The sequence below is a fragment of the Rhizobium sp. 'Codium 1' genome, from assembly GCF_020889605.1.
Lineage (GTDB): Bacteria > Pseudomonadota > Alphaproteobacteria > Rhizobiales > Rhizobiaceae > Allorhizobium > Allorhizobium algae.
The window spans coordinates 214333-227257 of sequence record NZ_JAJGPW010000004.1 but is presented as its reverse complement, the minus strand read 5'-3'; the positions used below and the strand labels follow the sequence as shown (position 1 = coordinate 227257).

General features: G+C 61.7%; 11 protein-coding genes. 7 read left to right on the top strand and 4 right to left on the bottom strand.

Annotated elements, in window-relative coordinates:
* Nucleotides 1-2 precede the first annotated feature (2 nt).
* The 7 genes from LJE98_RS12665 to LJE98_RS12635 all read left to right on the top strand — a co-directional run bounded on the left by LJE98_RS12665 (nt 3) and on the right by LJE98_RS12635 (nt 9857).
* Complete coding sequence (locus tag LJE98_RS12665) at nt 3-1091, top strand: ABC transporter ATP-binding protein (RefSeq protein WP_229575577.1); 1089 nt, start codon at nt 3-5, stop codon at nt 1089-1091.
* A 63-nt stretch (nt 1092-1154) separates the two neighbouring features.
* Nucleotides 1155-3614, top strand: coding sequence for a beta-mannosidase (locus tag LJE98_RS12660; protein WP_229575576.1), 2460 nt, complete (start codon nt 1155-1157; stop codon nt 3612-3614).
* Nucleotides 3615-3676: 62 nt separating this feature from the next.
* Nucleotides 3677-4438, top strand: a complete 762-nt coding sequence (locus tag LJE98_RS12655) for a sugar phosphate isomerase/epimerase family protein (protein WP_229575575.1) — start codon at nt 3677-3679, stop codon at nt 4436-4438.
* Between the two features lie 26 nt (nt 4439-4464).
* A complete protein-coding gene (locus LJE98_RS12650; protein ID WP_229575574.1) occupies nt 4465-5598 on the top strand; it encodes a Gfo/Idh/MocA family protein in 1134 nt (377 codons plus the stop codon).
* Nucleotides 5599-5714: 116 nt separating this feature from the next.
* A complete protein-coding gene (mgrA, locus tag LJE98_RS12645) occupies nt 5715-6767 on the top strand; it encodes an L-glyceraldehyde 3-phosphate reductase (RefSeq protein WP_229575573.1) in 1053 nt (350 codons plus the stop codon).
* Nucleotides 6768-6967: 200 nt separating this feature from the next.
* The gene (locus LJE98_RS12640) at nt 6968-8575 is read left to right on the top strand and encodes a glycoside hydrolase family 43 protein (RefSeq protein WP_229575572.1); all 1608 of its coding nucleotides are present in this window, start codon (nt 6968-6970) and stop codon (nt 8573-8575) included.
* A gap of 220 nt (nt 8576-8795) precedes the next feature.
* The gene (locus tag LJE98_RS12635; protein WP_229575571.1) at nt 8796-9857 is read left to right on the top strand and encodes a DMT family transporter; all 1062 of its coding nucleotides are present in this window, start codon (nt 8796-8798) and stop codon (nt 9855-9857) included.
* Between the two features lie 143 nt (nt 9858-10000).
* Here LJE98_RS12635 and fghA read toward each other — a convergent pair whose 3' ends face one another.
* Genes fghA through LJE98_RS12615 form a run of 4 tightly spaced genes read right to left on the bottom strand, consistent with a single transcriptional unit; the run spans nt 10001 to nt 12899 of the window.
* Entirely contained in the window at nt 10001-10834 is an 834-nt protein-coding gene (gene fghA, locus LJE98_RS12630) for an S-formylglutathione hydrolase (RefSeq protein WP_229575570.1), read from the bottom strand.
* Nucleotides 10835-10866: 32 nt separating this feature from the next.
* On the bottom strand, nt 10867-11313 hold the full coding sequence (locus LJE98_RS12625; RefSeq protein WP_229575569.1) for a YaiI/YqxD family protein: 447 nt from the start codon (nt 11311-11313) through the stop codon (nt 10867-10869).
* 3 nt (nt 11314-11316) lie between these two features.
* Nucleotides 11317-11736, bottom strand: coding sequence for a GNAT family N-acetyltransferase (locus LJE98_RS12620; protein ID WP_229575568.1), 420 nt, complete (start codon nt 11734-11736; stop codon nt 11317-11319).
* A gap of 35 nt (nt 11737-11771) precedes the next feature.
* A complete protein-coding gene (locus tag LJE98_RS12615; protein ID WP_229575567.1) occupies nt 11772-12899 on the bottom strand; it encodes an S-(hydroxymethyl)glutathione dehydrogenase/class III alcohol dehydrogenase in 1128 nt (375 codons plus the stop codon).
* Nucleotides 12900-12925: the final 26 nt, after the last annotated feature.

Genomic DNA, 12925 nt, shown 5'->3' with positions numbered 1-12925 from the left:
TCATGTCGCACAGTGTATCGATCAAGGACCTCTCTTTGAGCTTCGGCGCCGTCAAGGTGCTGGAAAACCTCAATCTCGACATCGTCGACGGCGAGTTCATCGTTCTCCTCGGCTCCTCCGGCTGCGGCAAGTCCACGCTGCTCAATTGCATTGCCGGTCTTCTGGAGCCGACCGACGGGCAGATCTTCATCAAGGAAAAGAACGTCACCTGGGAAGAGCCCAAGGACCGCGGCATCGGCATGGTGTTCCAGTCCTATGCGCTCTATCCGCAGATGACCGTCGAGAAGAACCTCTCCTTCGGCCTGCAGGTCGCCAAGATGCCGAAGGCGGAAATCGACAAGCGCGTCCAGCGTGCCGCCGATATCCTGCAGATTGGGCCGCTGCTCGACCGCAAGCCTTCGGCGCTCTCCGGCGGTCAGCGCCAGCGCGTGGCGATCGGTCGTGCCCTGGTGCGTGACGTCGATGTCTTCCTGTTCGACGAGCCCTTGTCCAACCTCGACGCGAAACTCCGGTCGGAGCTGCGGGTTGAAATCAAGCGCCTGCACCAGAACCTGAAGAACACGATGATCTATGTCACCCACGACCAGATCGAGGCACTGACGCTGGCCGACCGCATCGCGATCATGAAGAGCGGCGTCATCCAGCAGCTTGCGGACCCGAACACGATCTACAACCAGCCGCGGAACCTCTTCGTCGCCGGGTTCATCGGGTCACCCTCGATGAACTTCCTGCATGGCGAGCTGATCAACGAAGGCGGCGAGATCTTCTTCCGCACCCATGACGTGCTGTTCTCGATGAAGGGATATCGCTCGGAGAAGCCGCTGGCCGGTGGCCGCAAGGTCGTGCTCGGCGTCCGCCCGGAGCATATCAAGGTCGATGAAGAAAGCGGCATCGACGAATTGCACGAGGCGGTGGTCGACATCGAGGAGCCGATGGGCGCCGACAATCTTCTGTGGCTGAAGCATGCCGGGCATTCCATGTCCGTGCGCATTGGCGGCACGCGTCGCTATGCGCCGGGTGCCAAGGTGCGCCTCGGCTTCGATATGGAAGTCGCCTCGCTCTTCGATGCGCAGACTGAAGAGCGTATCTGACACGTTCTCCCTCGCGTCCCGATCCCAGACCGGGGCGCCTTTTTCTTCTGCAGGACTGATGTGATGAACCAGAATACTGACGGTGGCGTGATCAATCTTCACGGGGAGTGGCGTCTCGCCTCCGTCGATGGCGAGCATGAGGCGGTGATCGCCTTGCCCGGCGATGTGCATTCCGCGCTCCATGCCGCCGGCCGCATCCCGGATCCCTATCTCGGCCGCAACGAGGAGGTTGTGCAGTGGGTCGCCGAACGCGACTGGGTGATCGAGCGCCGGGTCGTCGTGCCCGACATTTCAGGCACCTGGTATCTGGACATCGACTATCTCGACACGGTTGCTGTCGTCTTCGTCAATGACCTTCCGGTCCTCTCGGCCGACAACTGCTTCCGCCGCTACCGCCCCGATGTCAGCCACGCGCTGCAGCCGGGCGAAAACACGGTTCGTATCGTCTTCCACTCCAGCATCACGGCCGGGGCCGAGCGGCAGGCGCGCCAGCCCTTTTACATTCCCTATTCGACGGCGAATTCCCCGATCCCGAACGGCAACATGTTGCGCAAGCCGCAATGCCATTTCGGCTGGGACTGGAACATCGCGATCGCGCCTCTCGGGATCTACGGTACCCTGTCTCTGAAGAAGCTCGATCCAGCCCGACTGGAGCATGTGGAGACGCAGCAGGTCCACCATGCCGATGGTCGCGTGGAGCTCAAGGTTACCGCTACAATTCACTCCATCGATCCTGCCGTCGTGCCCGTTCATTTCGCGCTCGATGGTGAACGCGTAAGGCTTGATGTCGGCATCGCTGCCGGCGAGACGAAGGTGGTGCATGTCTTCGAGATCGAGAGCCCACGCCTCTGGTGGCCCGCCGGTTCCGGCGAGCAGGCGCTCTACTCGCTCACCGTCGACCTGCCGGGTGAAGCCGTTACGCGCCAGATCGGACTTCGCACGGTCGAACTCCTGACCGATGCGGACGAAGCCGGCAGCCGCTTTGCGCTCAAGGTCAACGGCCGTGAAATCTTCTGCCGCGGCGCCAACTGGATCCCGGCCGATGCGCTGTTCTCCCGCTCGTCGGAAGAGAAGACGACCGACCTGCTCAATTCTGCGGTCGCCGCCCATATGAACATGATCCGCATCTGGGGCGGCGGCTTTTACGAGGCCGACTGGTTCTATGATCTCTGCGACCGGCTCGGCCTCATGGTCTGGCAGGACTTCATGTTTGCCTGCAACCTCTATCCTTGCACCGAGGATTTCCTCGACAATGTCGCGCATGAGGTCGAGTACCAGGTGAAGCGTCTGTCGTCCCATGCCTCAATCGTGATCTGGTGCGGCGACAACGAGCTCGTCGGTGCGCTCACCTGGTTCCCGGAATCGCGCGACAATCGCGACCGCTACCTCGTTGCCTATGACCGGCTCAATCGCGTCATCGAGCAGGGCGTCAAGAAGTGCTTCCCGCAGGGGATCTGGTGGCCGTCGAGCCCGGCCTCCGGCTATCTCGACTATGGCGATGCCTGGCATGCCGACGGTTCCGGCGACATGCACTACTGGTCGGTCTGGCACGAGAACAAGAGTTTCGATAATTACCGAACCGTCAAACCGCGCTTCTGCTCGGAATTCGGCTTCCAGTCCTATACGTCGCTGCCAGTCATCGAGAGCTTCGCCGACAAGGCCGACATGAACATCGCCTCGCCGGTAATCGAGCTCCACCAGAAGAATGCCGGTGGCAATGAGCGGATCGCGGGGACCATGTTCCGCTATTTCCGCTTCCCCAAGGATTTCGCCAATTTCGTCTATCTGAGCCAGATCCAGCAGGGGCTGGCCATCAAGACCGCCGTCGAATACTGGCGGTCGCTCAAGCCCCATTGCATGGGCACGATCTACTGGCAGCTGAACGATACTTGGCCGGTCGCTTCCTGGTCGAGCCTCGATTACGGCGGCAGCTGGAAGGCGATGCACTACATGGTGCGCCGTTTCTTCCAGCCGGTCGCGGTTGCCGCTATTCCGTCCGAGGATGGCAAGACCATATCGCTCTCCATGGTCAATGACACGCTCGATGCGGTTACGATCGATTCCAAGCTCTTCGTGCTGACCCTGTCCGGAGAACGCATTCCGCTGAAAAGCCTGCGGGGTGACTGCGGTCCAGACGCCGCTCAGGTGCTCGGCACACTCGACGCCGCTGAAATCCCGGCGGCAAGCCTGCTCGCCTGGAGCTTTGTCGCCTCGAACGGCATGACCGGGGAGGGGCACTTCCTGGTCGGCACCTACAAGGCGCTCGACCTCGAAGCGTCGCGTCTGGAAACCACGGTCGCGCCCATCGCCGACGGCGGCTTCGAGGTGACCGTGACCGCCCAGGGGCTTGCGCTCTTCGTCATGCTCGAAAGCGCAACCCCTGGCCGCTATTCCGACAATGCCTTCGACCTTGCGACCGGCGAAAGCCGGCGCATCATCTTCACGCCGGATACTGCACTTCCTGCCGGGTCCGTTCCGGATTTCCGCATCTACGATCTCTACACCTGCCAGTCGGTGGACTGACAGGCCAAGCCAACAAGGTCCTGGGCGCCCGATCCAGGACCAAACGAGGAGGAAACCACCCCATGACGACGCTTGGCTTCCAGCTTTACAGCGCCCGCAATTTCCAGCCCTTCAGTGGCATTTACCCGAAACTCCAGGCGGCTGGTTACGGCGAGGTCGAGGGCTACGGCGCGCTCTACGCATCGCTTGCCGATGGCGAACTCGATGCCTTTCGCAAGGAACTCGACCAGAACAGCCTCACCATGCCGACCGCCCATTTCGGCCTCGATATGATCGAGAGTGACCCGACCCGTGTCATCAAGATCGCCAGGACGCTCGGCATCGAGGCGGTCTATTGCCCCTATCTGATGCCCGACCAGCGTCCCTCGGACGCGGCCGGTTGGTTTGCCTTCGGCCAGCGGCTTCAGGCTGCCGGCAAGCCGCTGCGCGATGCCGGTCTCGTCTTCGGCTGGCACAATCACGACTTCGAATTCGTGGCACTTCCCGATGGCTCGACACCGCAGGAGCAGATCTTCTCCGGCGGTCCCGAGCTCGATTGGGAAGCGGACATCGCCTGGGTTATCCGCGGCAAGGCCGATCCCCTTGCCTGGATCGAGAGCTACGGCAAGCGGATCAGCGCCGTGCATGTGAAAGATATCGCGCCGGCTGGTGAAAACACCGACGAAGACGGCTGGGCCGATGTCGGCCATGGCACCGTCGACTGGAAGGGCCTGATTGCGGCGCTGAAAGCCACCCGCGTCAAGCATTTCGTCGTCGAACACGACAATCCGAAGGACATCGACCGGCTGATTGCCCGCTCGATCGCCGCCTTCAACACCTACTGAACCCATCGCAGAAGCAGGATATCCCCATGGCACGCGAACTCGGCGTCGGCATCATCGGATGCGGCAACATTTCCACCACTTACTTTACACTGGCGCCGCTGTTTCGCGGGTTGAAGGTGCTCGCCTGCGCGGACATCAACATGAATGCCGCCCAGCTGCGCGCGGAGGAATATGGCGTCAAGGCACAGACCATCGACGAACTGCTCGCCAATGACGAGATCGACATCGTCGTCAACCTGACGATCCCGGATGCACATTACCCCGTCTCCAAGCGCATCCTTGAGGCAGGCAAGCATGTCTATTCGGAAAAGCCGCTGGTTCTCTCGCTCGAACAGGGCGAGGACCTGCGTGCCATTGCAAAGGCCAAGGGACTGTCGGTCGGCTGTGCCCCGGATACCTTCCTCGGCGGCGCCCATCAGCTTGCCCGCGCCTATATCGACAAGGGCGGCATTGGCCGGGTCACCTCCGGTACCTGCCATGTCATGAGCCCCGGCATGGAAATGTGGCATCCCAACCCGGACTTCTTCTTCCTGCCCGGTGGCGGTCCGATCCTCGACCTTGGCCCTTACTATATTGCCAACCTGATCAACCTGATCGGCCCTGTGAAGCGGGTTGCAGCGTTGACGTCCATGGCGAACGACACGCGGACGATCACCAGCCAGCCGCGGCATGGCGAAACGATCCCGGTCAAGACGCCGACCAACATTCATGCCCTGCTGGAATTTGAGAACGGCGCGACCATCACGCTGTCGGCCAGCTGGGATGTCTGGAGCCATCGCCACGCCAATACCGAGCTCTACGGCACCGACGGCTCGCTCTTCGTGCCGGATCCGAACTTCTTCGGTGGCCTTGTCGAGGCCTCCGGTCGCGACAAGAATATTCAGCCGCTCGAAGCCTGGGACCATCCATTCGGTCGCAACAACCAGGATAGCCCGCAGGGCCCGCGTGCCAACTACCGGACCGCCGGCCTCGCAGACATGGCGGTCGCGATCCTCGAAGGCCGCGATGCCCGCTGCTCGCTGGATCGCACCCTGCACGGCGTCGATGTAATGGTCTCGATCCTGAAGTCGGGTGAGACGGGTGAATTCGTAACTCTGTCGACAACCTGCACCCAACCTGCTGCCCTGGGTATCGACGAAGCGCAGGCTCTGCTTAGATAAGGTCTGTGTCTTTGCCTTGATCCGGCTGCTGCACCTTTTCCCCGCAAATGGGGAGAAGGATCGGGCAGGGGATGAGGGCAGGCTCGAAAACAAGACCTTCTGGGAGAGAACCATCCATGACCTATACCCCCGCCGAAAACCGCTATGAGCGGATGACCTATAATCGCTGCGGCAAGAGCGGGTTGAAGCTGCCGGCGATCTCGCTCGGCCTCTGGCACAATTTCGGCAATGACACGCCGCATGCGACGAAGCAGGCGATCTGCCGCAAGGCTTTCGACCTCGGCATCACCCATTTTGATCTCGCCAACAATTACGGCCCGCCGGCAGGTTCCGCGGAGCAAGCCTTCGGGGAGATCCTGAAGACCGATTTTCGCGGTTATCGCGACGAAATGATCATCTCGTCCAAGGCCGGCTACAACATGTGGCCGGGCCCTTACGGCGAGTGGGGCAGCCGCAAATACCTTATCGCCTCCTGCGATCAGAGCCTGAAGCGCATGGGCCTCGACTATGTCGACATCTTCTATTCACACCGCTTCGACCCCGACACGCCGCTCGAGGAAACCTGCGGCGCACTCGACCATATCGTCCGGTCCGGCCGGGCGCAGTATGTCGGCATCTCCTCGTACAATTCCAAGCGCACCCGCGAAGCCCATGCGATCCTCAAAAGCCTGGGTACGCCGCTACTCATTCACCAGCCAAGCTACTCGATGATCAACCGCTGGGTCGAGGAAGATGGGCTCATCGACACGCTGGAAGAGCTCGGCGTCGGCTCGATTGTCTTCTCGCCGCTTGCCCAGGGCATGCTGACGTCCAAGTATCTGGGCGGCATTCCGGAGGGGACGCGTGCCAGCCAGGACAAGTCGCTCGACCCCGGCTTCCTCAACGAGCGCAATCTCGAGAATATCCGCGGCCTCAACCGCATCGCCGAGAAACGCGGGCAGACGTTGGCGCAGATGGCGCTCGCCTGGGTTCTGCGTGGCGGTCACATCACCACGGCCTTGATCGGCGCATCCAAGCCGGGCCAGGTCGAGGACTGCGTCAAGGCCATCGATACGCCGGACTTCACCGCTGAAGAACTCGCTGAAATCGACGTCTTCGCCAAAGACGCCGACATCAACCTCTGGGCAGCCTCTGCCGAGCGCAAGGGCCCGCCGAGGAAGAAGAAGTAGAAAACCATCTCCCCCCTTGCGGGGGAGAACGGTATTTCAGGAACTTGGCGTCAGCCAAGTGCCAGAAAACCCAGAGAGGGGCTCGTCAGCCAGGCAGCCCCTCTCCTGAAAAATCTAGGACTTGAGCCTTCGGCTAAGATCCTGATTTTTCTTCCTCTCCCGCAGGGGGAGAGGCAAGTGCGGAGGAGCAAACAGTCGCGATGATCATCAATCCCATCCTGCCCGGCTTCAATCCGGATCCGTCGATCTGCCGCGTGGGCGAAGACTATTACATCGCGACCTCCACCTTCGAATGGTATCCGGGCGTCCAGATCCATCATTCGCGCGATCTCGCCAATTGGGACCTCGTCAGCCGGCCGCTCGATCGTGCCAGCCAGCTCGACATGCGCGGCAATCCGGATAGCTGCGGCGTTTGGGCGCCGTGCCTCTCCCATGCCGACGGCCTGTTCTGGTTGGTCTATACCGATGTGAAGCGCTTCGAGGGTTCGTTCAAGGACGCGCACAACTACGTTGTCACGGCGCCGTCGATCGAAGGCCCGTGGTCCGACCCCATCTATGTCAATTCCTCCGGTTTCGACCCCTCGCTCTTTCATGATGATGACGGGCGAAAGTGGTTCCTCAACATGCAGTGGAACCACCGCCCGGAGGCACGCAACACGATTGGCCATGCCAAGTTTGACGGCATCCTCTTGCAGGAATGGGACCCGACGACGCAAAAGCTCGTCGGGCCAATCAAGAACATTTTCGAAGGCAGCAGACAGGGTCTCGTCGAGGGGCCCCATCTCTTCAAGCGCAATGGCTGGTATTACCTCACCACCGCCGAGGGCGGCACGGGTTACGACCATGTCGTGACCATGGCCCGCTCGCGCTCGATCGAGGGCCCCTACGAAATGCATCCGGACACGCATCTCATCACCTCGAAGGATGCGCCAGACGCGGTGTTGCAGCGCGCCGGCCATGGCCAATATGTCGAGACGCCAGACGGTGACGTCTATCACACCCATCTCTGCGGCAGACCCATGCCGCCCAAGCGTCGCTGTACGCTCGGCCGCGAAACTGGGCTACAAAAATGCGTCTGGAAGCAAGACGGCTGGCTCTATCTCGAACAGGGTGGCGTTGTGCCGGCCGTCGAAGTGCCGGCGCCTCATGGTGCGACGAAACGTGAGGAGCCGGTCGAGATCGTCAGGACCTTCGACAGCCCGGACTTGCCGAAAGAATTCCAGTGGCTGCGCACGCCGAACCCCGATCGCCTGTTCAGCCTGACCGAGCGGGCAGGGCGCTTGCGCCTCTTCGGCCGCGAAAGCATCGGCTCCTGGTTCGAACAGTCGCTGATTGCCCGCCGCCAGGAGTACCATCGCTTCCGTGCGGAGACGCGGCTTGAATTTTCGCCGGAAACCTATCAGCAGGTCGCGGGCCTGACCCACTACTACAACCGCTTCAAGTTCCACGCGCTCGGGGTCTCGACGGATGAAAAGCTCGGCCGCTCGCTGATCATCCTGTCCTGTCCGGGCGACTATCCTTCCGGCAGTCTCACCTTCCCTGTTGGCATGGGCCAGTCGATCCCGGATGGCACAATCGATCTCGCTATGGAAATCATCGACAACGACCTGCAATTCTTCTGGCGCCTTGCGGGGCAGGCTATATGGCAACCCATTGGCCCGGTCCTCGACGCCGGCGTCGTCTCTGACGAAGGCGGGTTCGGCGAACACGGTTCCTTCACCGGCGCCTTTGCCGGCATGTTCTGCTTCGACATCACAGGGCAGGGTCGACCGGCTGATTTCGAGCGGTTCGTCTATCGGCGGGGGTAAAAGGGCGCAGGCCGGCTCCACCAGATGCTCGGATCGGGAGCCTTGTGCCGAGGATTCGCAGGGGGCGTCTGATCCACAGTCAGGATGCACCGGATTGTTCTCAGCGCAACGGCGAAGGGTGGCAATGGTAGGATCCGTCGACCCGAGTATTCATGTTCGGGCGGGCTGCCGCAGGCACGATTGGACTATACGTCGTTCACATTGTCTGTAATCTCACGCCATGGACAAAGACCATTCCCATCTCTGGCCCGGCGTCCCGCTCGCGCTTGGCTCCGCCGTGCTGTTCGGCGCCTCTGCACCCTTGTGCAAATGGTTGATCGGCAGCGTCGATCCCTGGCTCCTTGCGGGTATCCTCTATCTCGGTGCGGGGCTCGGCCTGGCGCTCGTCCATTGGGGGCGCCCGCTGATCGGGTTGGAGCGGGTGGAAACACCGCTGTCACGTCCGGACATGCCCTGGCTCGGCGCGGTCGTGCTGTTCGGCGGCATCATGGCGCCGCTTTTCCTGATGCTCGGCCTCTCCCTGACAACAGCATCCTCAGCCTCGCTGCTCCTCAATCTCGAGGGGCTGGCGACGATGCTGATTGCCTGGTTGGTGTTTCGCGAAAACGTCGATCGACGCCTCCTGATCGGCGCGCTTGCCATTCTCCTCGGTGCGGTGCTCCTGTCTTTCGACGGTGGCAGCTTCCAGATTGACCCGGGCGGTTTGTGGATCGCGGCGGCCTGCCTTTGCTGGGGCATCGACAACAATCTGACCCGCAAGCTGTCGTCTGCCGACCCGGTTCAGATCGCGATGATCAAGGGGCTGGCTGCCGGCTGCACCAATGTCATTCTTGCCTTCGCGCTCGGCGCCGCCATTCCCGATCTGACGGTCATTACAGCGGGCGCCCTGGTCGGGTTTCTGGGAATCGGCGTCAGCCTTGTCATGTTCATGCTGGGTCTGCGCCATCTCGGTACGGCGCGCACCGGTGCCTATTTTTCGCTTGCGCCCTTCATCGGCGCCCTGATCGCCGTGATCGGTTTCGGTGAATCGGTGAGCCTGTCGCTCATTGTCGCTGCACTGCTGATGGGGATCGGCCTGTGGCTGCACCTGTCCGAACGGCACGAGCATGACCATGAGCACGAACCCCTCGAGCACGATCATGTCCATAGCCATGATGATCATCACAGCCATGACCATGACGGCCCGGTGACCGAGCCTCATGCGCATTGGCACCGCCACGCCCCGCTGCGTCACAAACATCCGCATTACCCGGATCTGCATCACCGGCATGGGCACGGGTGACGTTCCCTGCCGGGGTCCGGCCTTAGGTCGTCATCCGCGGGCTTGTCCCCGGGATCTGCCGATGTCCCGGGAAGTCCGACGGCCGCGAACGCCCGGTGCAGGCCCGAGCATGCCCGGGCTTAAACTGGGGCTTAGACTGGGGCTTAGCCCAGCCGCTCCGCATGCCACTTCAGATGATCCTCCATGAAGGTCGAGATGAAGTAGTAGGAGTGGTCATAGCGCTCATGCATTCTGAGCGTCAGCCCGATATCCGTGCCCTTGACCGCCTCCTCGAACTTCCAGGGTGCGAGACCGGTCTCCAGGAAGCTGTCGGCCTTGCCCTGGTCGATCAGGAATTCCGGAAAGCGTGCGCCGTCTTCGACCAGCGCACAGGCATCGTATTGCCGCCACGCGGCCCGGTCGGCGCCGAGATATTTTTCGAACGCATCCTGCGTCCAGTCGGCGGTGAGCGGATTGACGATCGGGGCGAAGGCCGAGCAGCTCTTGAAGCGATCCGGGTTCTTCAGCGCAGTCGTCATGGCGCCATGGCCGCCCATGGAGTGGCCGAAAATACCCTGACGGTCCATGTCGGCGCGGAATTGCTCGGCGATCAGCGCCGGCAGTTCCTCCGTGATGTAGGAATACATCTGGTAATGCTCGGCCCACGGAGTTTCCGTGGCGTCGAGATACATGCCCGCACCCTTGCCCATCTTCCAGTTGGTCAGTTCGTCCGGCACGTCATTGCCGCGCGGGCTGGTATCAGGGCAGACGACGATCAGACCGAGTTCGGCGGCCATCCGGCGGTATTCACCCTTCTCCATCACATTGGCATGGCTGCAGGTCAGCCCTGAGAGATACCAGAGAACGGGGCGCTTTTCGGTCGTCGCCTGCGGCGGCACGAAGACGGCAAAGGTCATCTCGGTACCGGTCGTCTCAGAGGTGTGGGAGAAGACGCCTTGCATGCCACCAAAGGCGGTGTTCTGGGAGAGGATATTCATCGCAAGTTTCCTTGTTTGTGGCCCTTGAGGGCTTATTTCTTCACGCGACGGCAAAGCCGGTCGAGCGTTTCGAGAAAGGCGGAGCGGTCGCGGGGCGAAAATGCGGCGTTGTAGCCCTTGCTCTCGCCGGTCTCGCGCAAGTGTGCGCCGAGATCGCGCATGGCGGTTGCCATGCCGATATTGGCCGTGTCGAAGATCCGGCCCGTCGGTCCGGTCACAAGCGCGCCGGCGGCTACGCAGCGCCCAGCCAGCGGTACGTCGGCCGTGACGACGATGTCGCCTTCGCCGCAGCGCTCGGCGATCCAGTCATCGGCCGCATCGAAAGCGCCCGAGACAATCACGTTCTTGACCATGGGATCGCGTGAAGGCCTCAAGCCGGAATTGGCGACGAAGGTCACGGGCAGATCATGGCGTTCGGCCACTTTCAGGATCTCCGGCCTGACCGGACAGGCATCGGCATCGACATAGATTTCGGACATCGGCTATCCTTTCCGCAGCATATCCACATGCGGAATATCATCCTCCAGATATTCCTCGGAGATTACCTCGAAGCCCAGTGACCCGTAGAAATTCTGGAGATGGCTCTGCGCCGAAATCTCGATCGGCTCGCCGGGATGACGCTTCTCCACCTCTGAAATCGCCTCGCGCATCAGGGCCTCGCCCAGCCGCTTGCCGCGATGGTTTGGCGAAACCGCCACGCGGCCGATCCGGGGATATTGCTCCGGCGTCGGGCGCCAGAGCCGCGCGCAGGCCAGCAGTTCGTCACCATCCATCAGTCGCAGATGCAGGCAGTCGATATCGTTGCCATCCAGCTCGGGATAGGGGCAGTGCTGCTCGACGACGAAGACGTCGACCCGAAGCTTCAGCATGGCGTAGAGCTCGACGGCGGAGAATTCGTCCATCCTCCGCACATCGACCTTGTAAGCATGTCCGCTGGTCAATAGATCACGACGCCCCGGATGGATTCGCCCTTGTGCATCAGGTCGAAACCCTTGTTGATGTCCTCCAGCGGCATGGTGTGGGTAATCATCGGATCGATCTGGATCTTGCCCTCCATGTACCAGTCGACGATCTTCGGCACGTCCGTGCGGCCGCGTGCGCCACCGAAGGCGGTGCCCATCCAGTTGCGACCGGTGACCAGCTGGAAGGGACGCGTCGAGATTTCCTGGCCAGCACCGGCGACCCCGATGATGACGGATTTGCCCCAGCCGCGATGCGAGGCTTCCAGCGCCTGTCGCATGACCTTGGTATTGCCGGTGCAGTCGAAGGTGTAGTCGGCACCGCCGATCAGGTCGCCGTTGCGCTTGGTCATGTTGACCAGATAGGGCACGATGTCGCCCTCGACTTCCTTCGGATTGACGAAATGCGTCATGCCGAACTTCTCGCCCCAGGCCTTGCGGTCCGGATTGATATCGACGCCGATGATCATGTCGGCACCGGCGAGCCTGAGCCCCTGCAGCACGTTGAGCCCGATGCCGCCGAGACCGAAGACGATGGCCGTCGCGCCGATCTCGACCTTGGCCGTGTTGATGACGGCGCCGATGCCGGTCGTCACACCGCAGCCGATGTAGCAGACCTTGTCGAAAGGGGCGTCCGGGTTGATTTTGGCAACCGCGATCTCCGGCAGAACCGTGAAGTTCGAGAAGGTCGAGCAGCCCATATAGTGGTGGATTTTGTCCTTGCCGATCGAGAAGCGCGAAGTGCCATCGGGCATCAGGCCCTGGCCCTGCGTCGATCGGATCGAGGTGCACAGATTGGTCTTGCGCGAGGTGCAGGAATAGCATTCCCGGCATTCCGGCGTGTAGAGCGGAATGACATGGTCGCCCTTCTTCACCGAGGTGACGCCCGGGCCGACATCGACGACGACGCCGGCACCTTCATGGCCGAGGATTGCGGGAAACAGACCTTCCGGATCGGCGCCCGAGAGCGTGAAGTCGTCGGTATGGCAGATGCCGGTGGCCTTGACCTCGATCAGCACTTCGCCAGCGCGTGGTCCTTCCAGCTGAACGGTCATGACCTCGAGCGGCTTTCCAGCCTGAACGGCGACGGCGGCGCGAACATCCATGGTTTTTCTCCCTGACAAATCGTTGG

Bases quoted from the DNA above. Each gene is read 5' to 3' on its own strand.
- LJE98_RS12625 (WP_229575569.1), bottom strand. From the start codon at position 11,313: ATGTCCGAAATCTATGTCGATGCCGATGCCTGTCCGGTCAGGCCGGAG.
- LJE98_RS12665 (WP_229575577.1), top strand. From the start codon at position 3: ATGTCGCACAGTGTATCGATCAAGGACCTCTCTTTGAGCTTCGGCGCC.
- fghA (WP_229575570.1), bottom strand. From the start codon at position 10,834: ATGAATATCCTCTCCCAGAACACCGCCTTTGGTGGCATGCAAGGCGTC.
- LJE98_RS12650 (WP_229575574.1), top strand. From the start codon at position 4,465: ATGGCACGCGAACTCGGCGTCGGCATCATCGGATGCGGCAACATTTCC.
- LJE98_RS12640 (WP_229575572.1), top strand. From the start codon at position 6,968: ATGATCATCAATCCCATCCTGCCCGGCTTCAATCCGGATCCGTCGATC.
- LJE98_RS12655 (WP_229575575.1), top strand. From the start codon at position 3,677: ATGACGACGCTTGGCTTCCAGCTTTACAGCGCCCGCAATTTCCAGCCC.
- LJE98_RS12620 (WP_229575568.1), bottom strand. From the start codon at position 11,736: ATGGACGAATTCTCCGCCGTCGAGCTCTACGCCATGCTGAAGCTTCGG.
- LJE98_RS12660 (WP_229575576.1), top strand. From the start codon at position 1,155: ATGAACCAGAATACTGACGGTGGCGTGATCAATCTTCACGGGGAGTGG.
- LJE98_RS12615 (WP_229575567.1), bottom strand. From the start codon at position 12,899: ATGGATGTTCGCGCCGCCGTCGCCGTTCAGGCTGGAAAGCCGCTCGAG.
- LJE98_RS12635 (WP_229575571.1), top strand. From the start codon at position 8,796: ATGGACAAAGACCATTCCCATCTCTGGCCCGGCGTCCCGCTCGCGCTT.
- mgrA (WP_229575573.1), top strand. From the start codon at position 5,715: ATGACCTATACCCCCGCCGAAAACCGCTATGAGCGGATGACCTATAAT.